Raw genomic sequence first — 26954 nt, 5'->3', positions numbered from 1 at the left:
GGCGTGTTACCCGAGTGTGCCGTTGCGCCAGCGTCCCGCTCCAGCATCGAGCTCGCGGGCAATTGAGGCGTACCGCAGCGCCCGGGTTGTGAGCACGCTGCCGTGCGCATCATCGTGTGGATCGCGCTCGTCTGCAAGATCCGCCGCACCCGCGGCCATGATGCGCGCATACGATGCAGCCCGGTCGAGCGCGTCACCGAGGTCGCCCACGAATGCGCCGCGCAAGATTGCATCACAGAGCACCGCGATGGACTCAGGTGACACTGGCTCCTGTGCGCCAGCAACGATCGGGTCGATGGTGCCGATGCGCTGCGATCCACGAGCAAAGAGGTCTGCCGCGCCCGCTGCGTCAGCGGCGACGATGCGGCGCAGGAGGTACATGCGCCAGAGCACGCCAGCGAGCGTGTGGGTGCTCTCGCGAGACCACAGCTCTGCAATGTCGTTGATGCCCTCGCCCGATGCGACCTCGAGTACGCGGGCAACAATCTCGGGATCCGCAACCGCACGCACCCGATCGAGCAACGCCCACGAGGTTTCTTGGGCAATGCGGTGCGAGGCACCGGGGTCGTCTGAGCCGATGATCCAATCGAAAGAAGCGCTTGGCTGAAGTATAGGTTTCTGATGCTGTCGTGTCATACGGGGAGCAAGGTTACTCTCAGTCTCTGGGAAGCGTGCCGCGGCGAAGTGCGAGCGCACCCCAGACGATCGATCCACCGATGAGGAGCGTGACCACACCCGCGGCGAGCGCCGCAACCGTGAGCGCGACGGCGGGGAAGAACAGTGCGACGAGACCGAGAGCGACCACGAGCGCTGGGAGCACGATGAACAGGGGGCGTATTCTCGTGCGCAGACGGATCGCGATGAGCAACCAAATACCGCCGAACAGCAGCATCAAGAACGCGACAAAGCCCACAAGCATACTGACTGTGAACTCAGGGAATGCGAGCGCGAAGAGCCCGAGAACAATGAGGAGCACGCCAGCTGGCGCGCCGAGCGCGCGCACTGGTGTGCCGACGATTGCCGCGACTCCGTTCGCGATGAGCGCTGCACCGACGAGGATCGCCACGATGCGGCTCGCCGCGAAGAACGGCCACACCACTAGCGCAGCGCCGAGGAGCGCGACCACGATGCCGATGAGCAGCATGACCCACCGCGGACTAGCGCTACGCTTCGGGCTGCCGCTGCCGTTACCCGGCGTGTTCTGCGGGCCAGACGCGTCGGGAATGAGCTCCCAGGTCATGCGCATCTCCTCCCTGCTGATCGCATTCGCGAGGCGTGTTGCGCTCACGATTCACGGCAAGTGTATGCGGCTGCGGCTGTGTTCCCGCTGTTTCTGAGCCATCAGCGAACAGGTGGGATGCTCACTGCCTGGGTCGGACTTCTAACGCACGGGGCGCGCGACCTGCTTCGCGATACACGCTGGCACGCCCTGAAGTGAGGCTGGCTCACGAGGTGCGGGATCCACCGCCTCAGGACCCGCCGCCTCGCTCGCCGCCGCGCGACGAAACGCGCCGGGCGACATGCCCACCAGCTCGGTGAAGCGAGTGGTGAAGGTGCCGAGCGAAGCACACCCAACCTCGATGCAGACGTCGGTGACGAGCATGTCGCCGCGCCGAAGGAGCGCCATCGCTCGCTCGATGCGCCGCGTCATGAGATACGCATACGGAGACTCACCGTAGGCCTCTTTGAACTGCCGGCTCAAGTGGCCCGCAGACATGTGCTCTGCCCGAGCGATCTCCTCGACATTGAGCGGCTTCGCATATTCACGGTCTATGCGGTCGCGCACGCGACGGAGACGCGACAGATCAGCGAAGCTCTGCTTGGCGCGCTCTGCCTCTTTGGCTTTCGCCCACTCGGAGTGGCACATGTTCGTAGGTTACCCGGCGACCTCTTGAATGCGCACCATGTTGCCTGCCGGATCTCTGAATGCGCAATCCCGGGTGCCATACGGCTGGTCGGTCGGCTCCTGTACGACCTCAACATCGTGGCCTTGCACGCGCTCAAACGTTTCGTCGAGGTTTGGGGCGGCGAGCATGATCCACCCATATGTGCCCTTCGCCATCATCTCGGTAACGACGCGCTTCTCATCATCGGTGATACCTGGGTCGGCGAACGGCGGCGCGAGCAGAATGCAGGTTTCGGGCTGGTTCTTTGGACCAACCGTGATCCACCGCATTTCACCCTGCCCCACATCGCTGCGCACCTCGAAATCGAGTGCGTCGCGATAGAAGGCAAGTGATGCTTCGGGGTCAATGTGCGGAAGAACTGTGGTGTGGATAGTGATATTCATGTGCACCACACTATGCGCGCGGGCTCGTCTTGACTTCTTGATTTCTGATCAATTGCACATCTGTCACGCCTCGCGCAACCCCCTTCAAGTGCGTCGCGGACTGTTCCAAGCTTTACTCAATCAGAACTTCGATGTGGAGGAATTGGAAACATCATGAACGAGAAGAAACCCGAGGACTACGAAAAGCCCGAGGAGACGCTCGACGAGCCCGTCATGGACGGGGCGACCGACCACTCAGATGACGATGTGGATCCGCGCAAAGGCGACGAAGACCCAGCGCTGATTCGCGACCTCGAAGACCACGAGCCGACCGTGAACCCCTACGGGTAGGGATGTGCTCGCGGTAGGGATGTGCTCACGGTTCGCCACCGATGACCTTTCACTCGCTTCGCTACTTTCAGAGCCGTATCAAATAATGCTCGCGGCTGACAGCCGTTGGGCTGCGCAAGCGGCGAACACACTCAGCCCGTTTCGCCGACAACGCAGGAACCCACTCCGGACACGAACAGTGGAGACATGAGTAACGATGCTGAGGGATGCTCCGTGCATCTCATCGACGATGATAATTTTAAAGAAGCCCTACACCCACCGAGATGGTAGGTGCAGGGCTCAGGAATCTCTGAGTCCGTTACTCGGCGCTGGGGCGGCTCTGAACCTTCCCCTTCTCCGTGGCTTGGTCTTTGTCATCGCGCTTCTCAGCGGGCTTCTCAGCCATGTTCTGAGTGTTAGGATTTCGCTTTTCGTCGGACATTATGTCCCTGCTTTCTATTGAGGCTCAAGAGTTCTTGTGCCTCTACCCTGACGATACCTCGCACCGAGTCCTTGAAACCGAGCCTGTGAACACTGCCAGCAATCAGAACGAAAAGAGCCCCGCACCCTCAACTCCGAAAATCGAGGACACGGGGCATCATGTCAAAATGACCTAGAGCGATGAAGGCTCTCTAAGAGAACGTTCAATGAGCGGCATCGATCCATCCCTGAAATAAGTGGAATGAGTAACTTTGACGGTTTCGATTGAATCAGAGCCGACAAGCACAATATCGACAGCATGGGAATCCCGGTACATGTCGCTCCGTGTCTGCGTATGCTGCAGTAGCTCTCTCACGGTGGGGCCATGCTTCATACCGTTCTTGCCGCCCCACAGGGCGCGTGATTGATGAGGATCGCCAAAGCGAACTCCTAGCTGTGAAGCCCACACACTGATGGGCTATGGTCGGGGAAGGGCGCATACGCCCGGAAATGAGGACACAGAGATGTCCAAAGACAAAGGCCAGAAGGCCGTCAAGAAACCCGCAGCATCAACCGCGAAAGAGAAGAAGGCGGCGAAGCGGATCAAAAACCAGGCAGCAGCCACACTGCTCAGCAACCGCAAGTAGACATATGCCGGGGCATTCCACCTACTGGTGTAGTATCTATCGGAGGGGCACAGGAAGTTGCGTTTCTGCCGAGCAATCTCGGACCGACTTGAAAGCTCAACCAGACGGTTGAACAGTATTTGAATCACCGCCCCTCACGCGTAGAACTGATGCGAGCTCACGCGTACCACCAACAAGCATCACTTGCGCATGGGAATCCCCGTGCAGATATTGATCATTCGTGATCCCAGACAATTAAGGAACGACGTCATGGCCACAGGCACCGTCAAATGGTTCAACTCCGACAAGGGCTTCGGTTTCATCTCACCCGACGATGGCACCGCGGACCTGTTCGCGCACTTCAGCGCGATCAACAGTGGAGGCTTCCGCAGCCTCGAAGAGAACCAGAAGGTTAGCTTCGATGCAGAACGCGGCCCGAAGGGCATGCAGGCTGCGAATATTCTCGTACTGTAACTGCTGAACTCAGCAAGGGCGGGGCTGTCAGATTTCTGGCTACCCCGCCCTTTGCTTTCCCGAATAGTCAAGTGAGGGGCCAGCACTAGGCCAGCCCCACGTATGCCCCACGCCGACCTGCGGATAATGAGACAATTAAAATGCCCAGACAGGAAATGTTTCTGACCAGGCATTTTGCTTATTTGTGGTGGTGCCCCCAGCAGGGATCGAACCTGCGACCTGCGGATTAAAAGTCCGTAGCTCTACCGCTGAGCTATAGGGGCCAACCCCAGTAGCTTACCGAAACTCTCGGGCCAAAAAAACCTGAGCCATATTCTCCACAGCTTTTTAATTACCGAATGTAACTATGTGCTACTGTAACTAACGTGCGATCCACTATCCTCGACCGACTCCTAGCGATCAGCAGCCTGCTCCACGAGGACACACAGCGCTCGTTCGCAGGCACCACTCTCACTGAACCCCGCGTGCACCTGCTCTGGGTTCTCCTGCATTCGGGCCCGTCACCCCAGCGAGTCCTTGCCGAAGCGCTGGGCTCGACCCCACGAAACATCTCCGCGCTCGTCGATGGGTTGGAGGCTACCGGCTACGTATACAGAGCCCCGAACCCGGGGGACCGCAGGGCCGTGCTCGTGACGCTCACGGACGAAGCCTCGCGCATGATGAGCCGCATGCGCGAAGATCACGCACGACTCTCCGAGTTGCTCCTGCAGGCTGTCGATCCCCAAGACCGCGGAGTATTCGAACGTGGCATCGACGCTGTCCTCGCTCGCCTGAATGCACTCGTGAGCGGCGAGGAAGTGACCTACCGCGACATTGAGTGGGAGGAAAAGTGACAACGTCGCTCCCGCCCACACTCCCTGCTGCTTCGTTCTGGCGCAGGGCTGGCAACCTCGCGCAACGTGCGGTGAAAGTCGAACTGCGCATCTACGTGAGCCTGTGGCGTGCAATCGCACGAAAGCCGCTGATCCCTATCGGAGGTCGCGGCTTCACCTACCATCGCCCGGTGCTCACCGTTCTCATCATTTTCATGGTGCTTTCGGCAGTCGAGATCCCGATTCTCGATGCGATCGTGCACCGCTGGCTTCCCGTGCGCATCTTCTTCCTCGCAATTGGCATCTGGGGGCTGACCTGGATGATCGGTTTGCTCTGCGCGTTCCTTACCCGGCCACACACTGTTTCAGCTGAGGGAATTCGCGTGCGTGAGGGGCTGGAACTCGACATTTTCGTGCCCTGGGACGAATTCGCTTCGATCAGGCGGTTTGACACGGCAGTGGATCCGAATGATCCAGACCGTATCAAAGGCCGAGTGTTCGTCGAAGGAGACGAAACCGTCTGCGCGGTGAGAATCTCGCACGAGACGAACCTTGAGATCTCTTTCGAACGACCGACCAAGATCCAACTACCTGGCCTACATCCGAAGGGCGGCACCCACGAGATCACCGTGCTCAGGTTCTGGGCCGACGACCCGGCCGCCTTCCTTGAAACGGTTCGCGCATCGCTGAGTGCGCGGTGACTGGGCGCCCAGCGTCACGATGTCAGATCAATGGTGGACCAGTAGTGGATCTTAGGGGAATTGAACCCCTGACCTCGTCATTGCGAACGACGCGCTCTACCAACTGAGCTAAAGACCCGTACGGGCCAGATTATCAGCCCTGACTACGGATCGGCAGCACGATGCCGTGCCCGGTGGTGGGGTGCGGGATCACCTCGACCGGGGTGCGATACACCTCGCTCAATGTCTCTGCGTTGAGCACCTCAGACGGCTCGCCACAAGCGACAAGTTGGCCCTCGCGCAGCAGCGCGATGCGGTCGGAGTACGCGGCGGCAAGGTTGAGATCGTGCAGCACGATGAGCACCGCATCTCCCTCTGCGGCGCGCTCGCGCGCAAGCGTGAGCACTGCCTCCTGGTGACCAAGGTCGAGCGCAGCGGTTGGCTCGTCGAGCATGAGCATGCCAGTGCGACCCGCAATGACGCGGGCAAAGGCTGTGCGCGCTCGCTCGCCACCCGAGAGCGAGGGTACGCGCCGACTCCCGAGGTGACCGATGTCGGTCGCCTCGATGGACTCGCTAATCGCCTCATTGTCTTCGTCTTCGAGTGCTGTGCGCCGCCAGGGAGCACGCCCCATTTCGACGACCTGATGAACCGTGAACGGGAAGAGCAGTTGGTTGTCCTGCAACAGCACGCTGCGTCGACGCGAGAGGTCGAGCAACGACCACTCCTTGAGGTTGCGGCCGCCGAACATCACGGTGCCAGCGTCGGGCTCAAGATCGCCTGAGAGGATCCGCAATAGTGTCGACTTGCCCGCGCCATTCGGCCCGAGCAGCGAGAGCACCTCACCCGCACGCACCTCAAGGTTCACCTCGTCGAGCAGGCGACGCCTGCCGCGCTCGAGCGTGATGCCGGTCGCTGAGTAAACGACGGTTCCGGCGGCGACCCGCGTGGGGAGCCCGATGTGTCGCGCGGCCATTATCCCCACCCTCCCGAGCGCTTGCGTGTGCGCCTGAGCAGCCAGAAGAAGAACGGGCCACCGACGAGCGCGGTGAGAATGCCGATTGGCAATTCAGCCATAGGCACGATCGTGCGAGCTGCGAGGTCAGCGAGGGTCATGAGCAGCGCGCCAGCGAGCGCAGAAGCGGTGATGAGCGGAAGGTGCGCGGGTCCCATAATCATGCGCATGAGGTGAGGGATCACGAGGCCCACAAACGAAATGATGCCAGCAAACGCGACGGCCGCCCCAACAAGTAGAGAGACGACAAGGATCATGCCGATCCGCAATAATTCAACGTTCACGCCGAGGTGCCGTGCGTTGCGCTCGCCAAGTGCGAGGAGGTCGAGCTTGCGGCCCGAGAGATATGCGGCGATGAGACCGATCGCGATGATCGGGGTCACGATCATGACCTGGGTCCACCCCATGCCCTTGAGGCTGCCGAGCTGCCAGAACACGATGGCCTCGCGCGACTGGGTGTCGCCGACGAAGGTGAGCCCTGCAATGGCCGCGCCGCCGATTGCGTTCACTGCGATACCGGTGAGCACGAGGGTGACAACCTCGGTGCGGCCGTCGGCGCGGCTCATCACGTACACGACGAGCGTTGCCGCGAGACCCGTGAGAAACGCGAGGACCGCGGTGGTCCACTCGCCGAACACCGTGAGGCCAAAGACAATCGAGATGCCAGCACCGACCGCAGCACCCGAAGAAATACCGATAACGCCGGGCTCAGCGAGCGGGTTGCCGAAGATCGCCTGCATCACGAGACCCGAGACCGCGAGCCCAATACCAACGAGCACCGCCATCGCGACGCGCGGGAAGCGGATCGCCCAGAGCGCCTGGTCCCCCGCGTTCACGCTCGGCAGCGGCAGCCAGTCAATTCCGATGCGATGCAGGATCGACCCGAGCACCTCCTGCGGTGGGATCGCGAGTTGGCCGGTGCCAGCCGAGACGAGCACGCCGAACACGAGCAGCACCGAGAGTACGACGTAGAGCAGCGGGACGCGACGTCCGTGACGCTTGTGCACGGTGCGATCGGGGCTGTTCATGCGCGCGCGGTGATCCTTACATTGAAGTTCTGTGCGGCGCGAAAAAGCGCCCGACCAAACGTGTTGACTGAGAAAATTCTCACTTCATCATATCTTTCAAAGGTTAAGCTTACTCCGGCACCTTTTGGAGGAACTTGATGCTTCACTCACACGCCCGTCGGGCGTCTCGCTCATCGCGCGCCCGCGCTGGCACTGCTCTCGCACTCGGTCTCGCGATCGCTTTGACCGGTTGCCAGACCGCAGGCCCAGCAGAGACGAGCGCGTCGAGCACAACGGTGGAGCTACCTCCGCTCGATTCAGTCACTCCTGTCGACAATCCGAGAACGTACGAGGGCGCCACAACCGCCCTCGTTGGTTCCCCGAGCATCGAGCCGCTCAAGGAAACCCCCGAGGCTGTGCTCCCCACGACCGTGATGTCGAAAGATCGCGCGGGTGATGTCGAGGTCGAGATCACCGACACGTCACGCGTGCTCGCTATCTCGCTGACCGGCACGCTCAGCGACATTATTTACACGCTCGGGCTCAGCGATCAACTGGTGGGTCGCGACGCGACCACTGAGTTCCCCGGCGTCGAAGATCTGCCGCTCGTCGTGCGCTCTGGTCACGATATTGAGGCCGAATCGGTCCTGGGCCTTGAGCCGACGCTCATTCTCACCGACCTGAGCATCGGTGGCATCGACTTCGTGAACACGATGCGTAACGCCGGTATCCCTGTTGTCGTGATCGATCGCTCGGTCGATCCCGAGACCAGCGCTGAAGCAATTCAGCAGGTTTCTGCCGCACTCGGTGTTGCCTCGGCAGCCGATCAGCTCAATGCATCGGTCGAAGCAGCGATCGCAGCAAAAGAAGCCGAGGTCGCGCGCCTCATTCCCACTGACGAAAGCAAGGTCCCCCGCGTCGCTTTCCTCTATGTTCGCGGTGGATCGGGAATTTTCTACCTCTTCGGTGAGGGCAGCAGCGTCGACTCACTCTTTGATTCGCTGGGCGTGGTCGACGTGGCTGAAGAAGTCGGATGGGTCGGTCAGCGGCCAATGACCGACGAGGCACTCATAGATATGAACCCCGACATCATCATTGTGATGACGAAGGGACTCGACAGCACCAACGGTGTCGATGGGCTGCTCGAGGCACAACCGAGCATCGCACTCACGGCTGCAGGTGAGCATCGACGCATTATCGACATCGACGATGCGAAGATTTTTGCGAGCGGCCCACGCATCCCCGATGTGATCGACGCTCTGGCGCGCGCGATCTATGCTCCTGATTCGCTCGGGTAAGTCGGGCGGATCGACCAGCCCAGTGTCCTGAAGATTGTTTGCAGCCGGTCGGGTTATTCTAGGTCGGTAGGCTGTGGCACGATCCACACCGAATTGAAGTTTGATACCACCGGAGGACACGGGTGACACAGCAGCATGAGGCAGCGCGGAGCGAGCGAACTCGCGGCACTGCGACTCAGAGCTACCCGACTGACCGATTCGACGATATTCCCCGTTCGAGTCGCGTTGGGGCCCACCGCGTTACGGCGCAGCCCAAGGTGTTTTGGCTGTATGTGTTCATCACCCTTGCTGGCGCAGCGCTGCTCACCGCCGCTGGCATCATTGGCGTGAACATCGCGAACACCACGGGCAGCCTGCCTCCGCTGCCTTCTGAGACGCAAAAGCCCACCGAGGAGGCACCGAAAGTGTCTGCTGAACTCGATCCAGAGGCGACGGTCGTTTTGCTCGATGGAACGTCGGCAGACGGTGAGCTCGCGCTGCGGCTCGCACCAATCATCACCGAGCAGCAGCTCGGCGCCATTCTGGCAGCTGCTCCCGCAGCGAGTTCCGATGTCACGATCTCAGCGGTCTTCTTTGCGGATCCCGCTGACGAGTCAGCGGCACTGGGTCTTGCAAGCGAGCTCGGCGGAATCTCCACCTACCCCTCAACCGACTACACCGAATACGGGGCCAGACTCGTCGTTCTGCTCGGCACCGATTATGCGGGCCCCGGCAAAGACGAAGGATAACTCGGACTAACTTCGGTGCGTTCGCTTTAGGCGAGCACCTCTTCTTGCACTCACAGCAGGAGAGTGCCAAAATTGTGGTTAGCAGTCGGATCGACTGAGTGCTAAATCCGCGCGTGGATGCCGGCTGGTTCCACCGCAGCTCCGAACACGTCCAGGAGGGCGAAATTACATGGCAAAGATGATTGCTTTTGACGAAGAGGCACGTCGTGGCCTCGAGCGTGGTCTCAACATTCTCGCTGACACCGTCAAGGTGACGCTCGGCCCACGCGGCCGCAACGTTGTTCTCGAGAAGAAGTGGGGCGCTCCCACGATCACCAACGATGGTGTGTCCATCGCTAAGGAGATCGAGCTCGACGACCCGTACGAGAAGATCGGCGCTGAGCTCGTCAAGGAGGTTGCAAAGAAGACCGACGACGTAGCAGGCGACGGCACCACCACCGCTACCGTACTCGCACAGGCACTCGTGCGCGAGGGCCTCCGCAACGTTGCTGCGGGCAGCGACCCCATCTCCCTGAAGAAGGGCATCGAGAAGGCTGTGGCAGCAGTTATCACCGAGCTGCACGCTAACTCGAAGGAGATCGAGACCACCGCTGAGATCGCAGCAACCGCTTCGATTTCGGCAGCTGACGAGCAGATTGGTGCCCTCATTGCAGAGGCAATCGACAAGGTCGGCAAGGAAGGCGTTGTCACCGTTGAGGAGTCGAACACCTTCGGCACCGAGCTCGAGCTCACCGAGGGCATGCGCTTCGACAAGGGCTACCTCTCGGCATACTTCGTCACCGACGCAGACCGCCAGGAAGTCGTGTTCGAGGAGCCATACATCCTCGTTGTGAACAGCAAGGTCTCGAACATCAAGGATCTGCTCCCAGTTGTCGATCCCGTAATCCAGTCGGGCAAGCAGCTCCTCATCATTGCTGAAGACGTTGAGGGCGAAGCACTCGCTACCCTCGTGCTCAACAAGATCCGTGGCATCTTCAAGTCGGCTGCCGTCAAGGCTCCAGGCTTCGGCGATCGCCGCAAGGCAATGCTCCAGGACATCGCGATCCTCACCGGCGGCCAGGTCATCTCCGAAGAGGTTGGCCTCAAGCTCGAGAACGCAACCCTCGACATGCTCGGCACCGCACGCAAGGTCATCATCACCAAGGATGAGACGACCATCATCCAGGGTGGCGGCGAAGAAGAGGCGATCCAGGGTCGCGTTCAGCAGATCCGCCGCGAGATCGACAACACCGACAGCGACTACGACCGTGAGAAGCTCCAGGAGCGCCTCGCGAAGCTCGCTGGTGGCGTTGCAGTGATCAAGGCTGGCGCTGCGACCGAGGTTGAACTCAAGGAGCGCAAGCACCGCATCGAAGACGCAGTGCGTAACGCAAAGGCTGCAGTTGAAGAGGGCATCGTCCCCGGCGGTGGCGTTGCACTCATTCAGGCAGGCGCTAAGGCATTCGAGTCGCTTTCGCTCGAGGGTGACGAGGCAACCGGCGCGAACATCGTGCGCGTTGCTATCGAGGCTCCGCTCAAGCAGATCGCAATGAACGCTGGCCTTGAGCCAGGCGTTGTTGCTCACAAGGTTTCTGAGCTTCCTATCGGCCAGGGCCTCAATGCTGCAACCGGCGAGTACGTCGACATGCTTGCTGCAGGCATCAATGACCCGGTGAAGGTGACCCGCTCGGCACTGCAGAACGCAGCTTCGATCGCTGGCCTCTTCCTCACCACCGAGGCAGTTGTCGCAGACAAGCCAGAGCCAGCACCGGCTATGCCAGCTGACCCAGGCGCAGGCATGGACTTCTAAGTCCCACTGATTGCAAATGGCGGGGTCGCACCGAAAGGTGCGGCCCCGCCTTGCGTTTTGTGGCACCGCGAACCAGACCGACCAAGGGCGGAAAAGGTACTTCGATCCACACATAGCGATCTCATCGATTTTCGACAACCGCGCCTGAATGAGCACTAAAACCCCTGATTACTGCGATGCTAAGCGCCAAGGAGGTCCCGCATGAAGGAATATTCGTTTGTCAGCATTGCCGTGCAGCGTCGCCGAGAGGGATCGCTGCTCGCCAAGGATTATCAGCAGGTGGTTCGCGAACGGGCAGGAGACGGATGGGAGTTCGTACAGGCCGTTTCGTTCGAGAATCACGCCGAACCACGTATCGATCTGGTGTTTTCGCGAAAGGTGAAGAAATGAAACGTCCGCTCCGCATACTCCAAGCATTCACTGTGTTCATCGCTGGCCTATTCGGCCTCTTCGTCTTCATGGGCAATCTCATGGATTACGACTCTAACTACCAATTCGTCAAGCACGTGCTCTCCATGGACACGACGTTCGAGGGCAACGCGCTCATGTGGCGTGCGCTCACGGCACCGTGGATCTGGACGGTCGGATACATCGGCATCATCATCGCCGAGGGCATCTTCGCGCTACTCGGACTCGTCGGCGGCGTGAAGCTCTACCTCGCCCGCAACGCTGGCGTCGCTGTATATGATCGCGCGCGTTCGTGGGGCTACGCTTCGTACGGCGTTGGCCTGCTCATCTGGTTCGTCGGATTCATCGTGATCGGGTCCGAATGGTTCGCGATGTGGCAGTCGAGCAGTTGGAACGGCAAGGACACGGCAATGCCGCTCGCAATCCTGTGGGCCGCTTTCGCCGCGCTGCTCGCGATGAATGAGGCTCCGCGGGAGTCCCACGCGGCTACAGCACAGGAGTAATGTCGCTCCGAAGTCGGTCAATATAACGACGAGGCCCCTCACCGTGCGCGGTTGCGCGGTGAGGGGCCTCGTCGTGAGTCACAGAGTGTGGATCACATCACGTTACTTACGCTTTCGGCTTCTTCTTGTTGCCGGCTATTAGCATGCCGGTGGTCACACCGATCACGATGAGTGCAACGCCGCCGATCGCAACGGGGAGCCATGGGAATTCGCTCTCCTCCACGTCTTCCGAGATCGGTACCTTCGCTTCTTCGGTCTCCTCGGGCTCTTCGCTCGGCGCGGGAGTCGCTTCAGAAGATGCGAGGTCGCAGCCCGAGAACGCAAGGTTCAGGGCGAGTGGATCGAGTTCCTGCCCGGCGTAGTAATCGCCGTACTCCCCGTTGAACGCGTCTGCGCCCTCAGCCGTGAGCGCGACTGGCGCTTCTTCGACCGTCAGCGTCGAACCGTCACCTGCGTCGTAACCCGCGAGATCCACCTTTGCGGCGACGACGCGCTCATATGCGACGTTGCCCGTCTCGTCGGCCTCGCCCATGTCGAGCACGAGCTGCGCGGCGTCAGGCCCTGTGAAGACGATTTTAGGGTTCGAGACATCAAGCGTGAGGCCGCCGTTGTGGCCGGTGAAGTGAATGTCACCGGTGAATTCGATAGATCCCTCGCTGAGGTCAGATGCAAACGAGCCAACACCGTTCGCCCAGCTAAACGCCGGGGTCTCGTATGTCACACCGTTCTCCGTGATCCACTCGCCGTTCGCGATGCTGCCGCTGATGTAGTTGCGGAAGCTCTCTTTGACACCCCAGCGCAGCTCAGCGGAGTCGACTGCGCACGTTGCGACCTCATGGTCATGTCCGTCGTGGGCGGCCGCGGGGCCCGCCGGGCTGAGCAGCAAGCTACCAGCCGCGATGATACCTGCGGTGATGCCTGCTGCGGCTGCCCGCGAGCGCTGCTTCTTCACCATGTATTCGCTATTCATACGGTGCTTAGACGTCTCTTCCTGCCGCGTTGCGGCGCTGGTTCACGACGAGCACGCCCATGGCTGCTGCGAGGAGGAGCAGCGCGCCTGCGCCAACCCACCACATCCATGCCGAGTCAGAGCTTGCGCCCGCGACCTCGGCGAAGACTGCCTCAGCTGAACCGTCCGCGCTGGTTGTGACAGCCTGTTCGAGGGTCTCAGTCTTCTTCTCGTCAGCGTCAACCACGGTAATCACCGCGCCCGCATCGATGCTGCCCTGAAGCGTGATGGTGTGCTCGCCTGGCTCGAGGTCTTCGGGCAGGGTGCCGATCCACCGCACGTCGCCCGACTCGTTCGCGCCGGCCTTGCGGTCGAGCACAATCGGGTCGGAGTACAGCACCACGAGAATGTCGCGCTCGTTCGCCTCGAATCCAGGCGCCTTGATTTCGATCTCGCCGCCGGCGACGAGCTCGTCTTCAGGGGTCACGACCGTGATGCCGTCGGTGGTCGGGGGCGTTGCCGCGGCCTCGCGCTCAACCTTTTCCTTAGTCTGGGTGGTGGATCCATACTGGATCGAGCTCGCAGCCCCGACAGTGAAGCTCAGTGAGTCCAGTGTGAATGATCCGCCGCCGCCATCGCCGCCGCCGCTGATCGAGCCGTTCACCGGAACATTGCTCCAGGTAACCTCACCGTTCGAACCAACCGACGTCGAACCAGCTGCGAGGTTCAACGCGTAGGATGCGCCGTTCACCGAAATCGATCCCGAAGTTGCACTCGACACCGTAATCACGGGATTCGCGAAGCTACGGTTGATGCCACCGTGGTGCGCGTAGAACGTCACGATGCCCGAGAACTGCACTGAACCGGTCTGGGTCGACTTGTTCCACGATCCGCCAGTTGCCTGCGGGAAGAGGAACGCGCCGCCGCTCTTACCAACACCGCTGGTGTCGATACGGCCACCTGACATGCCGCCTGGCCGGTTCGGGTTCGTTACGTAGTCAGCGAAGTTCGACGAGACGCCCCACGACAGTGAGCCCGCCTGCTGCGACGGCGTTGCCGGCTTCGGGGTTGGCTTGGTTGCTGGCGGCCGGGTTACGGTGCCTGCAAGCTTGTCCCAAAGCTCGTCAGTCATGTTGATATTTGAACGGGCATAGAGGGTGCTTGCGTTGACGCCGTTGTGCGACTTCCAGATGATCACCTCGTATTGCTTGCTCCGGTCTAAGTTGCCCTTGGGCGCAACGAGCGTGAATTCAGAGGACCCATTTACAACAGGTGGCTGGTACATGAAGGCAACATAACCCTCATCGGTCGAGACTTCTGATTCCGTTCCACGTTCAATAATGGCTGCGTAAACATCGCCTGGGAGATTCGAGGCCTTCACGCCCACCTCTAGACCAGCCGAAGTAACTCTAGGCAGCGAAGTCGTTGCTGACGGACCCGTCTTCACCGTGAAGGTGACTGGGGTGAACGTCTCAAACGGAGCATACTTCGCACCACTTCCCGAGTACGTCGCTATACCGTAGGTCCCATCAGCAATCGCTTTCGACTCATCCGGCGACAGCGCCAACGTGGTCTCGAACGAACCGTCAGCCTGCAGCTCAATCGCTCCCGAACCAGCGCCGCCAATCATGCTCATGCTCGCAGCAGGAACAGCCCACTTCTGCTCGAGCACAACACGACTCGAACTCGGAGCTCCGGCAGAAGGCTTCCACACATCCGCAAACGAACCAAACACAACATATGCGCCAGAGAACTGTCCCGCCAACGGCGGACGAGCACCGCTCGTCCCAGGCGCGTCAGGCAAGAAGCCCGAACCCTTCACCGTCACAACAGTCTCAGCCTCAGGGTCAAGATCCGTCACCGAACCCACAACCTCAACCGACGGACCAACAGGAACAGGCTCAGCAAAGGTGACTGGTGTGAACGTCTCAAACGGAGCATACTTCGCACCACTTCCCGAGTACGTCGCTATACCGTAGGTCCCATCAGCAATCGCTTTCGACTCATCCGGCGACAGCGCCAACGTGGTCTCGAACGAACCGTCAGCCTGCAGCTCAATCGCTCCCGAACCAGCGCCGCCAATCATGCTCATGCTCGCAGCAGGAACAGCCCACTTCTGCTCGAGCACAACACGACTCGAACTCGGAGCTCCGGCAGAAGGCTTCCACACATCCGCAAACGAACCAAACACAACATATGCGCCAGAGAACTGTCCCGCCAACGGCGGACGAGCACCGCTCGTCCCAGGCGCGTCAGGCAAGAAGCCCGAACCCTTCACCGTCACAACAGTCTCAGCCTCAGGGTCAAGATCCGTCACCGAACCCACAACCTCAACCGACGGACCAACAGGAACAGGCTCAGCAAAGGTGACTGGTGTGAACGTCTCAAACGGAGCATACTTCGCACCACTTCCCGAGTACGTCGCTATACCGTAGGTCCCATCAGCAATCGCTTTCGACTCATCCGGCGACAGCGCCAACGTGGTCTCGAACGAACCGTCAGCCTGCAGCTCAATCGCTCCCGAACCAGCGCCGCCAATCATGCTCATGCTCGCAGCAGGAACAGCCCACTTCTGCTCGAGCACAACACGACTCGAACTCGGAGCTCCGGCAGAAGGCTTCCACACATCCGCAAACGAACCAAACACAACATATGCGCCAGAGAACTGTCCCGCCAACGGCGGACGAGCACCGCTCGTCCCAGGCGCGTCAGGCAAGAAGCCCGAACCCTTCACCGTCACAACAGTCTCAGCCTCAGGGTCAAGATCCGACACCGAACCCACAACCTCAACCGACGGACCAACAGGAGCGGGGTCCTCCATCTCTGACACAGTCACGACTAATGCGGATGATGTCGATGCCCTGAACGTCTGCGCGTCGGCCGGAGTGAATACGGCTGTAACCGTGTTCGCACCAATTGGCAACGATGCTGTCGCAAGTGTTGCAACACCGCCAGCAACGGTCTGTGTGCCACCAAACTGTGTCCCACCATTGTGGAACGCAACTGACCCTGCTGCCTCAGCGGGAGTAACTGTTGCGGTGAGCGTTACTGTGCCACCCTCAACGACGGAAGCTGGCGTCACATTAAGTGCCGTTGTTGTCTCCGTTGGCGTCGCCGGAGGGAATACGATGTCCCACTGATCTTCGGTTATCGTCAGACCCTGACGAAGAATAATAGTTTCGCTTGTTGGCTCTGAATGTGCATGCCACATCAAGAGTTCATATTGCGTGCCTCGATTTAATACACCTGGAGCTGCAGTGAAGGATGCAACTCCTGATCTAGCGACAATTTCGTCCCCAGTGACCCAATCAGTGCCATCGACAGCAACTACCGCACCCTGCTCAACCAAAGTGAGGTACACTCCATCACTTTGGTATGGCGGCAAGGGTGAGTCTGGGACTCCAGAGAAACTGGCTTCGATCGTGAGCCCTGTAACCGCATTAGGAGTGACAGTTGCTGCCGTGAGTACAGCTCCAGGAGCAGCGTGCGCGGCGGGAGCGACAAACATGCCGCTCAGAATCACCAGGAATGACGTAACGATGGCCAGTAAGGCCACGCCTGCGCGGCGCGGTCTGGCGGCGAGTGTACTCACTATGAGTTTTCTCCTTGAGTGAAGGCAGGGGGCTACGCGCGCGCACGAACGCAAGCGATGACCGAGCATCGAGACGAACTGAGGCATACCTAAGTTCAGTTACCAAAAGATAGTCTGACGAATATCATCTGATGATGCAAGTCCGGGGTAGACGAACCGCCGAGAATTCTAGAAAAAGGTCGAAAATAAGTGAAGCCCCGGCTTTCACCGGGGCCTCACCTGTTGGAGCCGACTATCGGACTCGAACCGATCACCTGCGCTTTACAAGGGCGCTGCTCTACCAGATGAGCTAAGTCGGCATCGGCGATAAAATCGCCTCCCCTAGTCTACTCAGATTATTCCTCTGTCGCCGAATCCTCAGCCGAATCCTCAGCCTCAGTTTCTTCGCCGTTTGCGGCCATGGCCGACTCGATCTCGCCCTTCACCTTCAAGATGTAGGACTCGAGCGAACCGTCGCGCGCACCGTTCCACTGCTTACCGTTCACAAGCACAAGCGGCGTGCTCACGAGACGCTGCGGCCCATCGGCCTCCTGGAATGCGACCGGGTTGCCCTGGTTGTCGGTGCTCGCAATGAGCTGTTCGCCCTCGGCAATGCCCACAAGGTCAGTCATTGCCCACTGATTGTTCCCATCGATGAACCCGGCGAACGAGCGCTCGCGGATGCAATTCTGCAGCTGGGTGGTGGGTTCAGCACCAGCGGCGACGGCCTCTTCAAGCAGCTGCTTGTCGTCGAGTCCGGTTGTGCCCTCAGACGGCTGCACCTCTGCGCTCAGCAGGCGGGTGTGCAGCGCGAATGCGAAGTCTGGCTGCTCGTCGACGACACACGCGAACGCGTTAGCGGCGCGGGTCGAGTACTTGGTACCGAGCGACTGTCCGTCGAGGAAGTTGATTGGGTACACACGCAACGTGATGTCACCGCTGCCAACATAGTTCTCGAGCATCGTGCCGTTCTGCTGCTCGAAGTTGCCGCAGGCCGGGCACATGTAGTCGACATAGATGCTCACGTCGAGTGGCACCGATTCGCGATCCACAACTGGGGCGATGCGCTGTGCCGCGGGGTCTTCGAGGCGATCACCGGGAATGACCTTGAGGTCTTCGGTGAAGATCGCGCCACCCGATGCCATGTTCTTTGGCCCCGGGCCAGCGGGCTTAAGCGACTGGGTGAGCACGAGACCGACGATCGCGAGAACCGCGATAACACCGAGCACGACACCGCCCTGAATAAACAGGCGGTTGCGCTTCTCGCGCTTCTTCTCGGCCTCGCGTGCGAGACGTGCCTGCTCGCGGGCCGCGGCGCGGCGCTCATTCTTCGTCGGTCTCGACGAGCTTTCATTCGACAAGATTTGTCTCCTCTGCAGATCGCACGGGGTGCGAAATCGGGGCTAGGTAGTTGGAAAGTTACTTCTTTTTCTTGGCTCGGCGCTCTGCGCGGTTCGCGGGCTCGGGGGCCTCGTCACCTTCGACCTGCTGGCCGAAGGCACCACGGACTGCGGGCTGCTGCTTAGCCGCACGGTTCTGCTGCGCGCGGGCCTGCTGGGCCCTGGCTTGCTGTGCGCGAGCTTGTTGCGCACGCGCCTCCTGTGCGCCAGCGCCGCTCATCGCGGTTGACCCGTCTTCGTCGGGTGCGCTGTAGCTCAACTGTGCAGCGTCGGGGCCAGACTTCTCGTCGAGACCTCCACCTTCAAGGTGCACGTGATCCTGCGGGCCGACCGCTGGGCGCACCTGAACCTCGAGGTTGTAAAGCAGGCCAGTCGCTTCTTCCTTGATCTGACCCATCATGCTCTCGAACATGGTGTAGCCCTCGCGTTGGTACTCAACGAGTGGATCGCGCTGCGCCATCGCGCGCAGGCCGATGCCCTCCTTGAGGTAATCCATCTCGTAGAGGTGATCGCGCCAACGACGGTCAATCGTGGTGAGCACAACGCGGCGCTCGAGTTCACGCATCGCGTCTTCGCCGAGCGTCTCCTCACGCTTCGCGTACGCAACCTCAGCGTCAGAGGTGATCTCTCGACGCAAGAAGTCTTGCGTGACCCGGGTTCCTGCCTCGGCAACGACCTCATCGACGGTGAGCCCGATTGGGTAGAGCTGCTTGAGATCAGACCAGAGGGCATCGAAGTCCCAGTTCTCGTCTGAACCGTGCGATTCGAGAATCGCATCGATGGTTTGCTCGCGGAACGCGGTCACGCGGTTCTGGATGTCTTCACCGTCAAGAATCTGCGCGCGGTCGCTGTAGATTGCCTTGCGCTGACGGTCGAGCACGTCGTCATACTTGAGCACGTTCTTGCGGATCTCAGCGTTGCGCGATTCCACCTGACTCTGTGCGCTCTGAATCGAGCGAGTCACCATCTTGGATTCGATGGCGAGGTCGTCGGGGAAGCTGTCGCGGTTCATGAGCGCCGCAGCGGCACCCGAGTTGAACAGACGCATGAGGTCGTCTGCGAGCGACAGGTAGAACCGGCTCTCGCCAGGGTCACCCTGACGGCCAGAACGACCGCGCAGCTGGTTGTCAATACGACGGGACTCGTGGCGCTCGGTACCGAGCACGTAAAGACCACCGGCTTCGGTAACCTTCGCGGCTTCTTCTGAGACGGCCGCCTTGACTGCCTCGAATACCCCGTCCCAGGCCTCTTCGTAGGCCTCTGGATCTTCTTCAGTCGAGAACCCTCGCGCCGTCATCTCTTGCACGGTGAGGAACTCTGCGTTGCCACCGAGCATGATGTCGGTACCGCGGCCAGCCATGTTCGTTGCAACGGTCACAGCACCGAGCCGGCCGGCCTGCGCGATGATCGAAGCCTCACGTGCGTGGTTCTTCGCGTTAAGCACCTCGTGGCGCACGCCAGCCTTAGCAAGGTTGCGCGAAAGGTACTCGCTCTTCTCAACGCTGGTCGTACCCACGAGCACTGGCTGACCGGCCCTATGACGCTCCACAATGTCTTCGACGACGGCCGCGAACTTCGCTTCCTCGTTTTTGTAGACGAGGTCAGGCTGATCCACACGCTGCATGGGGCGGTTGGTCGGAATTGGCACGACGCCAAGCTTGTAAGTCGACATGAACTCGCTCGCCTCGGTCTCGGCGGTACCCGTCATGCCAGAAAGCTTCTTGTAGAGGCGGAAGTAGTTCTGCAGGGTCACGGTAGCGAGCATCTGGTTCTCAGCCTTGACCTGCACCCCCTCTTTCGCCTCGATAGCCTGGTGCATGCCCTCGTTGTAGCGGCGCCCGGCCAGGATACGGCCGGTGTGCTCGTCAACAATGAGCACCTCGCCGTTCAAAACGACGTAGTCTTTGTCGCGCGTGAAAAGCGCCTTCGCCTTGATCGAGTTGTTCAAGAACGAGATGAGCGGCGTATTCACCGACTCGTAGAGGTTCGTAATGCCGAGGTAGTCTTCGACCTTCTCGATGCCCGACTCGAGCACACCGACAGTGCGCTTCTTTTCGTCGACCTCGTAGTCGACCTCTGGCACCAGGGTCTTCGCGATGCGTGCGAACTCACCAAACCAGCGGTTACCTTCGCCAGACGACGGGCCCGAGATGATGAGCGGGGTACGCGCCTCGTCAATAAGGATGGAGTCGACCTCATCGATGATGGCGAAGTAGTGCTCGCGCTGCACGCGCTCAGCTGCGCTCGACGCCATGTTGTCGCGGAGGTAGTCGAAGCCGAACTCATTGTTCGTGCCGTAGGTAATGTCTGCGTTGTACTGCTTGCGACGCTCAGTCGGATCCTGTCCCGCAACAATGCAGCCGGTCGTCATGCCGAGCGCGCGGAACACGCGACCCATGAGCTCACTCTGGTAGCTCGCGAGGTAGTCGTTGACAGTAATAATGTGCACACCCTTGCCAGCAAGGGCGTTGAGGTACGCGGGCATCGTTGCCACGAGCGTCTTACCTTCACCGGTCTTCATCTCAGAGATGTTGCCGAGGTGCAGGTTCGCGCCGCCCATGACCTGCACATGGAACGGGTGGAGGCCGATCGTGCGACGCGCAGCCTCGCGCACCGCCGCGAACGCTTCTGGCAGCAGGTCGTCGAGGGTCTCACCGTTCTCGAGGCGCTCGCGAAACTCTTCGGTTTCTCCCCGGAGTTCCTCGTCACTCAGTGCTTCAAATGAAGGCTCGAGGTCTTCAACGGTCTTCGCTAACCTCTCGAGCTTTTTGAGTGTGCGCCCTTCGCCGACGCGAAGGATCTTCTCGAGGACTGTCGCCACGTTGTGTCTCCTGTACCGTAGTGCACGATGGTCGCTGCGAAGCGGCATCGTTGTTGCCCAATTGTGACAACGCCCCAGCTTAGCAAGCTCCCCCTTGTAGCCCACCGCAAATTCACTGGAATACCTCGGAATTGCCGGGAATGGCGGGGCATCCCACGAGTGAGGAATCGAATGGCGGAACAAGGTGACGGCGCGCTCGTCATTCTCCCGACGTTCAATGAGCGCGCAACGCTAGCGAGCATTGTGGATCGTGTGCTCGCCCAGATTCCGCGCGCGCACGTGCTCGTCATCGACGACGGAAGCCCCGATGGAACGGGCGAGATCGCAGATGAACTCGCAAATGATTGGCGGGTGCGCGTGATCCACCGCGAAGGCAAGCTCGGCCTCGGAACCGCTTACCTCGCGGGGTTTCAGCACGCTGTGTCTGAGGGGTATCGCTGGGCGATCGAAATGGATGCCGATGGCTCACATCTTCCCGAGCAGTTGCCCGCGCTGCTCGATGCCGCGCGCGCGGGTGCCGGGCTGGTCATTGGTGCCCGGTGGATCGACGGCGGACGCATCGAGAACTGGCCGTGGTACCGCGTGTGCATCTCTCGAATCGGCACCGCAGTCGCTCGTGGATCGCTGCGCTCTCAGCTGCGCGACCTCACGAGCGGCTTCCGCGTGATTGACACCACTTGGCTCAAACGAGTCGACCTCTCAGAAATCTCGTCGAACGGATACGGGTTTCAGGTCGAGAGCGCTTGGTTACTCGAGCGCGCAGGCTGCCCGGTCGCGGAGGTGCCGATCACCTTTGTAGAGCGTGCTGACGGGCGCTCGAAGATGTCGCTCGGGATCATCTTCGAGGCGCTCGCCAGCGTGCTCACCTGGGGTGTGCGGATCCGCCTTACTCGGCGAGAGAAATGACTCCGTAGTTCCAGCCCTTGCGGCGGTAAACGACGCTTGGCTTCTCACTGCCCTTCTCAATAAAGAGGAAGAAGTCGTGACCCACGAGTTCCATCTGGTCGACGGCCTCCTCAGTTGAGAGGTGCTCCGCAGGGAACTGCTTCGTGCGGATGACAACCGGACTGTACTGCTGTTCCTCGTTCTCCTCCACGGTTGGGATCGAACCTGACGCAACCGCATCGATCACTTCGGCGGGTGCGGGACGAATGTCGACGACTGAGAAATCTGCGGCTGCAGCATCTCCGAGCGAGGTACGACCACGCCCACGGCGGTCCTGCTTGCGGTCTTTCGCCCGACGAATGCGTTCGAGCACGCGACCGTACGCCATATCGAACGCGGTGTACTTGTCGGCGCCCATCGATTCGGCTCGAATGGTGGGCCCGGGGCCTACGAGCGTAATCTCAACTCGATCGCCGTGTTTCGGGCTCTTATCTGTCTGCCTGGAGACCCGTATCTCCATAGTCTGCAACTTGGGGAGTAACCCCGCCACCTTCTCGGTTTTGGACTCGACGTAGTTCTCAAATCGATCCGTTATTCCGACATTCCGACCGTGGATGTTGACGTCCATGACGACCTCCCTGGTGACGAGGCGGGTGGGCCTGTGTGGCGCACCTTCACGCCTTTCCGGAACACTATCGCGTTTTGCCCCTACTCTTCCACTTGAGTTTTCTGAGAGCTGTCTTTTCTCACCGCGTGACACAGCGCGACGACCGCAATTACGCGCATTCCGGCGGCTTCTAGAACCTCACACGCGGCGCGAGTTGTCGCACCGGTGGTCACGATGTCATCGACAAGAATCACCTCTCGACCTGCGAGTTTCGTCGCGCGTTTACGCACAGCGACACGACGCGCATTGCGTTCTCGAGATTCTGCGTCGAGCCCAACCTGTCCCGTGCGCCCTCGAAGCACGCGCAGCACATTCACGAGATCGAGCGGAAGTCGCTCACGCCGCACTGCCACGCGCACGAGCGCGTCAACGTGACGATACCCACGCGACCGCACGCGGGCCGGTCGCGACGGCACCGTGACGAGCAGTGGTGGATCGGCACCCGCTTCTCTACAGGCCGCGCGAAGCACGCGCCCGAGCCGACTCCCAAGCGGCTTCACAAACCCGTATGCGCTGTCGTGCTTAAAAGCAATGAGCGTGTCGCGCACAACCCCTTCGTATGCACCTGCAACGTAGTACGGCGGGCCAGCACTCAGGTGCTCCGGATGCACTTCGGGCACCTCACGCACCACGCAAGCACACGATGAGCACAGGTCGCGATCTTGATACCCACACCCCACACACGAAGTCGGCCACAGTAGCGCGAGAAGGTCGAACCAGAGCTCCCTCAGGAAATGGAGCGTGCGAAGCAGTGCAGTCGATTGCATGCAGTGATCATGACGCAGTGAGAAAGCTGGCTGGCCGCGATCCACAACGAACTCACGCACCAACCGGCAAATGAGCGTCGAAGCACGCTGTGAGCGACGCTACTGGCCGCGCGACGCTACCCGCGCTTACCGAGCAGCTCGACCGAGTTCGCCACCTGCTGCCAGCCGCTGCTGCCCTGCGGCGCGTAGAACTCACCGTCCGAGGTCGCGACGCGAATCTGCGCACGGCTCCCCCCGCCCGCGACGTGCACCGCGTTTGGCACCGACCCCTGCTCGACAGAGAACATGCCGGGGCCTCCCACGGTCACCTTGCCCGCGTTGCCTTGCTTGCTCAGCGCGACGAAGCGCTGCGAGTCGACCCAGTCAAAGTCAATCGCTTCGCCTCCGACCCACATCTCCACGTCGGCTTGCTCGCTCACACCGGTCGGCACTCCGTCGTTATCGCGAATCACCCCGGCCACGAGCACCCTGCTGTTAGCGCCGTCGTTGATGTAGGCAGCGACGAGGCTGCCCCCGGGCGCCACGCGCAGCGTTCGCACGTCGAGGTCTGCAAGCCACGGCGCCGAGAAGGCGTGCTGCGCCCCATCGGCAGTCGTGACCCGAATCACGGTCGGATCTGCGGCACTGACAGTCCACGCCCACAGATCGTCATCGACGCTCGGTTCGAGCAGCGCTCGCCGCTGGTCGATGAGCGCGACCGATCCACCGGAAATGATGCTGACGCCATCACTATTGCGCACCGCTGCGACCGTGCGTGAGCGGGACACGGAAACAGCATTGGCGTCGAGCGACTCAACGAACTCGCTGATGTCTGTGATCGGCTCGGCTTCAGCGGCCGAAATAATGCCGAAGGTGCCATCGACAAACCCGACGGGTTTCATCGCACCCTGGCTCGCGGGCTCGTCGGAGATGGGGTTCGATGGGTCGGCAACCGCGACTCCGTCGATGAGCAGCTCCACCCGGTTGACGCCGGGTACCGATTGCAGGCTCGACCGCAGCTGCGCGTGTATCTCGCGCTGCGCCAAGTCATTCTCGAGTCCGTCGCCCGTGAGATCGACGCGTGCGAGCCCGTCGGCCACGGTCACGGTGCCCTTCGTGAGTCGCACGCCAGGCGGGAATCCGGAGTGCACGACCTGCGAGAGCCGCGCGCTCGGTCCTTCGATGAGCGAGGTCACAACCTCGGTCGCGAGCGCGGTACGTGACAGGAACCAGCGCGGGTCGGCGACCATGCGCTCCCCGGGCCGAGGAAGTACAGCTGGTGCGCAGACCAAACGGTGGTGAAGCTCGAGCGATCCACAATCACGCCACTCGGGGCCGACGAAATGCGCCACTCTTCGCCCTGCCGCACGAACTCGAACCTAAGCTCAGTACTCGCGCCCGACTCGACGGGAAGAAGCGACCCCGCGGCGTCGACGTTCGCGACGATCGCGAGCGACAGCATGCCGGCATTCTCGCCGTCGGCGCGGTACGGCTTTGTGCCCTCGTACACGAGCGCACCGTCGTACGGATCCCACTGCGAGGCGTACGGCGTCGCGAGAAACTCGCGCGCGACCGCGTAGTCGTCTGCGCTCGAGTTTGCCGCGAGCAAGAATCCGCGCACCAGCTGCTCCTGGCTGTCACCCGCCGACGGGCCCGACGCACTGAACTGCACGAGCCGCTCGGCCTGCTGTAGATCAGACAGACCCAACTGCACCGGCCCATCCCCCGGCACCGCGGCGCAGGCCGCGAGCGACACCGCCGCCACTGCGGCGAGCGCGAGTTGCGCCAGGCGTTTCGCGCGCCTGCGAATTCGAGTGTGGATCATGAGCGTCCCTCCCTCGGTGCTCGGAGGATTCGGCGGAACGGTCGTTTGAGCCACCCGCCGGTGACGTCGGTCTGGTAGGTGCTCGAGTCAACGTCTTCGGGAACGAGCGGTATCGGTGACATGTAGTCGGTGACGTCTTCTCGCTTCGGCAGGGTGAGGCGAAATTGCGAGCCCTCTTCGAGTCGCGACCATACGTCGAGCAATCCGCCGTGCACCGCGGCGTCTTCGCGCGCGATGGCGAGCCCGAGGCCGGTACCTCCGAGCGTTCGTTTGCGCGATGGATCGGCTCGCCAGAATCTATCGAACACGTGCGTAACCGACTGCTCGCTCATGCCCACACCCCAGTCGCGCACGGCGATCGCGGTGGCATCTGCGTTTGAGTCGATGGTGACCACGATGGGGTGGCCTTCGCCGTGTTCGATGGCGTTGCCGACGAGGTTCGAGACGATCCGCCTGATTCGCCGCGCATCGACATCGACCGGCGTGTAGCCGCCCAGCGCACGAATTTCGATGACACTTGGTGAGAGTTGCTGCAGTGACGCGACGACCTCGTCAACGAGGTGCACGAGGTTCGTGGGCTCGGTTTCAAGGGTGACTCGGCCCGCGTCATAGCGCGAGATCTCGAGCAGGTCGGTGAGCAGCAGCTCGAAGCGCTCCACCTGCGTGCTCAGCACCTCGACGGCGCGCTGTTGCCCCGCGCCGAGCGAATCCTGCTCACCCTTGAGCACCTCACTTGCGAGGCGGATCGTAGTGAGTGGGGTGCGCAGCTCGTGCGACACGTCTGACACGAATCGCTGCTGCATGATCGAAAGCTGATCGAGTTCGCGAATGCGGGCCTGCAGGGTGTCTGCCATGTCGTTGAAGCCGTCGGAAAGCACGTCGAAGTGCTCGTCGTGCTGGCGCGGCATGCGTGCGTCTGCCTCGCCTGCGGCGAGCCGTCGACTCGTGTCTGCTGCGACGCGGATCGGCCTGAACACGATTCGCGAGATGACCAGTACGAGCAGGCCGATGAACAGCATCATCGCGATGGCTGTGAGCAGCAGGGTGCGCGCGACGAACGCGAGCGTTTGCTCGGTGTCGGCGAGGTCGTAACCGATATACAGGTCGAACACGCCCGCGCCTGATGGGAAGGTGAGCGATGACGCAACGATGATGCCCGGCGAGGAGTCGCCACCGTCTCGGTAGAAGGTGACGGGTTGCCAGTGCTGCGGCTCGCCATCACTCCGCACCGACGCCGTGAGCTCGGCTGAGACAGCCTGCACGAGCACCGAGGTCGTGTCGAACGACGATGGAATCTCAAGAAACGGTGTCTGCCCGATCTGGCGACGCACGAAGATCATCTGGCTCGCCGAGGTGTCTTGCACGGTCTGCGTCACAGAGCTTGCGAGTGAGGAGAGGCCGCCACGATCCGCCGTATCGAACGAATCGAGAAGCCCCTGCGCGGCGACTGTCGCTCGCGCCGAGTCTTGGAGAGCCTGGTCGCGTCGCGACGAGTACAGGTCGTTGCTCACGCTCGTGAGCACGAAGACGCCAGCGCTCGCAATCATCGCGCCGGTCACGACACCGGTGATTGTCATGGTGCGCACCATGAGCGAGCGCGACCACAGTGTGATGAAGGGGTCGAGGATCGGCCGAACCAGCCGCTTGATTCGTAGCCAGGTGCGCTGCGCAAATAGCCTCACACGGCGCCACGCGCGCCGTGTGCTGCCGCGTGACCCCGTCTCAGCCATG

At 61.1% G+C, this 26954-nt stretch carries 26 protein-coding genes and 3 tRNA genes; 11 read left to right on the top strand and 18 right to left on the bottom strand.

Annotated elements, in window-relative coordinates:
* Window positions 1–6 precede the first annotated feature (6 nt).
* The 4 genes from H9L06_RS09575 to H9L06_RS09560 form a co-directional block, all read right to left on the bottom strand.
* Entirely contained in the window at window positions 7–636 is a 630-nt protein-coding gene (locus H9L06_RS09575; RefSeq protein WP_187554959.1) for a hypothetical protein, read from the bottom strand.
* Window positions 637–655: 19 nt separating this feature from the next.
* Window positions 656–1288 carry an HdeD family acid-resistance protein gene (locus H9L06_RS09570; protein WP_187554958.1) on the bottom strand — a complete coding sequence of 211 codons (633 nt, stop codon included), beginning with the start codon at window positions 1286–1288 and terminating at the stop codon, window positions 656–658.
* Between the two features lie 93 nt (window positions 1289–1381).
* The gene (locus H9L06_RS09565) at window positions 1382–1867 is read right to left on the bottom strand and encodes a helix-turn-helix transcriptional regulator (protein ID WP_187554957.1); all 486 of its coding nucleotides are present in this window, start codon (window positions 1865–1867) and stop codon (window positions 1382–1384) included.
* Between the two features lie 9 nt (window positions 1868–1876).
* Window positions 1877–2290, bottom strand: a complete 414-nt coding sequence (locus tag H9L06_RS09560; RefSeq protein ID WP_187554956.1) for a VOC family protein — start codon at window positions 2288–2290, stop codon at window positions 1877–1879.
* A 153-nt stretch (window positions 2291–2443) separates the two neighbouring features.
* On the opposite strand from H9L06_RS09560, the gene H9L06_RS09555 reads away from it, so the two are divergent.
* From H9L06_RS09555 to H9L06_RS09550, 3 genes are all read left to right on the top strand, one after another.
* The gene (locus H9L06_RS09555; RefSeq protein ID WP_187554955.1) at window positions 2444–2620 is read left to right on the top strand and encodes a hypothetical protein; all 177 of its coding nucleotides are present in this window, start codon (window positions 2444–2446) and stop codon (window positions 2618–2620) included.
* A 923-nt stretch (window positions 2621–3543) separates the two neighbouring features.
* Window positions 3544–3666, top strand: a complete 123-nt coding sequence (locus H9L06_RS11930; protein WP_281381605.1) for a hypothetical protein — start codon at window positions 3544–3546, stop codon at window positions 3664–3666.
* 249 nt (window positions 3667–3915) lie between these two features.
* On the top strand, window positions 3916–4119 hold the full coding sequence (locus tag H9L06_RS09550) for a cold-shock protein (RefSeq protein ID WP_187554954.1): 204 nt from the start codon (window positions 3916–3918) through the stop codon (window positions 4117–4119).
* Window positions 4120–4307: 188 nt separating this feature from the next.
* Here the strand turns inward: H9L06_RS09550 and H9L06_RS09545 are convergent.
* Window positions 4308–4382, bottom strand: a tRNA-Lys gene (locus H9L06_RS09545).
* Between the two features lie 102 nt (window positions 4383–4484).
* Here H9L06_RS09545 and H9L06_RS09540 point away from each other — a divergent pair.
* Window positions 4485–4952 (top strand): MarR family winged helix-turn-helix transcriptional regulator, encoded by a 468-nt coding sequence (locus tag H9L06_RS09540; protein WP_187554953.1) that lies wholly within the window; start codon window positions 4485–4487, stop codon window positions 4950–4952.
* Window positions 4949–5632 carry a hypothetical protein gene (locus H9L06_RS09535; RefSeq protein WP_187554952.1) on the top strand — a complete coding sequence of 228 codons (684 nt, stop codon included), beginning with the start codon at window positions 4949–4951 and terminating at the stop codon, window positions 5630–5632. The genes H9L06_RS09540 and H9L06_RS09535 overlap by 4 nt, the downstream gene beginning before the upstream one ends.
* A gap of 45 nt (window positions 5633–5677) precedes the next feature.
* Here the strand turns inward: H9L06_RS09535 and H9L06_RS09530 are convergent.
* From H9L06_RS09530 to H9L06_RS09520, 3 genes are all read right to left on the bottom strand, one after another.
* Window positions 5678–5750 (bottom strand) — tRNA-Ala (locus H9L06_RS09530).
* 15 nt (window positions 5751–5765) lie between these two features.
* The gene (locus H9L06_RS09525; RefSeq protein WP_187554951.1) at window positions 5766–6587 is read right to left on the bottom strand and encodes a heme ABC transporter ATP-binding protein; all 822 of its coding nucleotides are present in this window, start codon (window positions 6585–6587) and stop codon (window positions 5766–5768) included.
* Window positions 6587–7654 (bottom strand): FecCD family ABC transporter permease, encoded by a 1068-nt coding sequence (locus H9L06_RS09520; protein WP_187554950.1) that lies wholly within the window; start codon window positions 7652–7654, stop codon window positions 6587–6589. The genes H9L06_RS09525 and H9L06_RS09520 overlap by 1 nt, the downstream gene beginning before the upstream one ends.
* Window positions 7655–7791: 137 nt before the next feature.
* On the opposite strand from H9L06_RS09520, the gene H9L06_RS09515 reads away from it, so the two are divergent.
* The 5 genes from H9L06_RS09515 to H9L06_RS09495 all read left to right on the top strand — a co-directional run bounded on the left by H9L06_RS09515 (window position 7792) and on the right by H9L06_RS09495 (window position 12359).
* A complete protein-coding gene (locus H9L06_RS09515) occupies window positions 7792–8931 on the top strand; it encodes a heme/hemin ABC transporter substrate-binding protein (protein WP_187554949.1) in 1140 nt (379 codons plus the stop codon).
* 122 nt (window positions 8932–9053) lie between these two features.
* Complete coding sequence (locus H9L06_RS09510; RefSeq protein ID WP_187554948.1) at window positions 9054–9659, top strand: hypothetical protein; 606 nt, start codon at window positions 9054–9056, stop codon at window positions 9657–9659.
* A 169-nt stretch (window positions 9660–9828) separates the two neighbouring features.
* Window positions 9829–11448, top strand: coding sequence for a chaperonin GroEL (groL, locus tag H9L06_RS09505; protein ID WP_187554947.1), 1620 nt, complete (start codon window positions 9829–9831; stop codon window positions 11446–11448).
* Window positions 11449–11649: 201 nt separating this feature from the next.
* Window positions 11650–11838 (top strand): DUF4177 domain-containing protein, encoded by a 189-nt coding sequence (locus H9L06_RS09500; protein WP_187554946.1) that lies wholly within the window; start codon window positions 11650–11652, stop codon window positions 11836–11838.
* A complete protein-coding gene (locus H9L06_RS09495; protein ID WP_187554945.1) occupies window positions 11835–12359 on the top strand; it encodes a DUF2165 family protein in 525 nt (174 codons plus the stop codon). Before H9L06_RS09500 ends, H9L06_RS09495 begins: the two co-directional genes overlap by 4 nt.
* A 106-nt stretch (window positions 12360–12465) precedes the next feature.
* On the opposite strand, the gene H9L06_RS09490 is transcribed toward H9L06_RS09495, so the two are convergent.
* The 5 genes from H9L06_RS09490 to secA form a co-directional block, all read right to left on the bottom strand.
* Window positions 12466–13329: an HtaA domain-containing protein gene (locus H9L06_RS09490; RefSeq protein ID WP_187554944.1), complete on the bottom strand. Its 864-nt coding sequence runs from the start codon at window positions 13327–13329 to the stop codon at window positions 12466–12468.
* 7 nt (window positions 13330–13336) lie between these two features.
* Window positions 13337–16900 carry an HtaA domain-containing protein gene (locus tag H9L06_RS09485; protein ID WP_187554943.1) on the bottom strand — a complete coding sequence of 1188 codons (3564 nt, stop codon included), beginning with the start codon at window positions 16898–16900 and terminating at the stop codon, window positions 13337–13339.
* Window positions 16901–17123: 223 nt separating this feature from the next.
* Window positions 17124–17199, bottom strand: a tRNA-Thr gene (locus tag H9L06_RS09480).
* Between the two features lie 36 nt (window positions 17200–17235).
* A complete protein-coding gene (locus H9L06_RS09475) occupies window positions 17236–18240 on the bottom strand; it encodes a DsbA family protein (protein WP_187554942.1) in 1005 nt (334 codons plus the stop codon).
* 58 nt (window positions 18241–18298) lie between these two features.
* The gene (gene secA / locus H9L06_RS09470; RefSeq protein WP_187554941.1) at window positions 18299–21100 is read right to left on the bottom strand and encodes a preprotein translocase subunit SecA; all 2802 of its coding nucleotides are present in this window, start codon (window positions 21098–21100) and stop codon (window positions 18299–18301) included.
* 171 nt (window positions 21101–21271) lie between these two features.
* Between secA and H9L06_RS09465 the strand changes: the two genes are divergently transcribed.
* Window positions 21272–22006: a polyprenol monophosphomannose synthase gene (locus H9L06_RS09465; protein ID WP_187554940.1), complete on the top strand. Its 735-nt coding sequence runs from the start codon at window positions 21272–21274 to the stop codon at window positions 22004–22006.
* On the opposite strand, the gene hpf is transcribed toward H9L06_RS09465, so the two are convergent.
* From hpf to mtrB, 5 genes are all read right to left on the bottom strand, one after another.
* Entirely contained in the window at window positions 21987–22613 is a 627-nt protein-coding gene (gene hpf / locus H9L06_RS09460) for a ribosome hibernation-promoting factor, HPF/YfiA family (protein WP_187554939.1), read from the bottom strand. The genes H9L06_RS09465 and hpf overlap by 20 nt on opposite strands.
* An 80-nt stretch (window positions 22614–22693) precedes the next feature.
* Window positions 22694–23263: a ComF family protein gene (locus tag H9L06_RS09455; RefSeq protein WP_187554938.1), complete on the bottom strand. Its 570-nt coding sequence runs from the start codon at window positions 23261–23263 to the stop codon at window positions 22694–22696.
* A 272-nt stretch (window positions 23264–23535) separates the two neighbouring features.
* Window positions 23536–24648, bottom strand: coding sequence for an LpqB family beta-propeller domain-containing protein (locus H9L06_RS09450; protein ID WP_187554937.1), 1113 nt, complete (start codon window positions 24646–24648; stop codon window positions 23536–23538).
* A complete protein-coding gene (locus tag H9L06_RS09445) occupies window positions 24591–25223 on the bottom strand; it encodes an LpqB family beta-propeller domain-containing protein (protein ID WP_187554936.1) in 633 nt (210 codons plus the stop codon). The genes H9L06_RS09450 and H9L06_RS09445 overlap by 58 nt, the downstream gene beginning before the upstream one ends.
* The gene (mtrB, locus tag H9L06_RS09440) at window positions 25220–26953 is read right to left on the bottom strand and encodes an MtrAB system histidine kinase MtrB (protein ID WP_187554935.1); all 1734 of its coding nucleotides are present in this window, start codon (window positions 26951–26953) and stop codon (window positions 25220–25222) included. Before mtrB ends, H9L06_RS09445 begins: the two co-directional genes overlap by 4 nt.
* Window position 26954: the final 1 nt, after the last annotated feature.

Origin of the sequence: Leucobacter denitrificans, assembly GCF_014396385.1 — a bacterium.
Lineage (GTDB): Bacteria > Actinomycetota > Actinomycetes > Actinomycetales > Microbacteriaceae > Leucobacter > Leucobacter denitrificans.
Note: the sequence above shows the minus strand (reverse complement) of the source record. Positions and strands in the feature narration are given on the sequence as shown.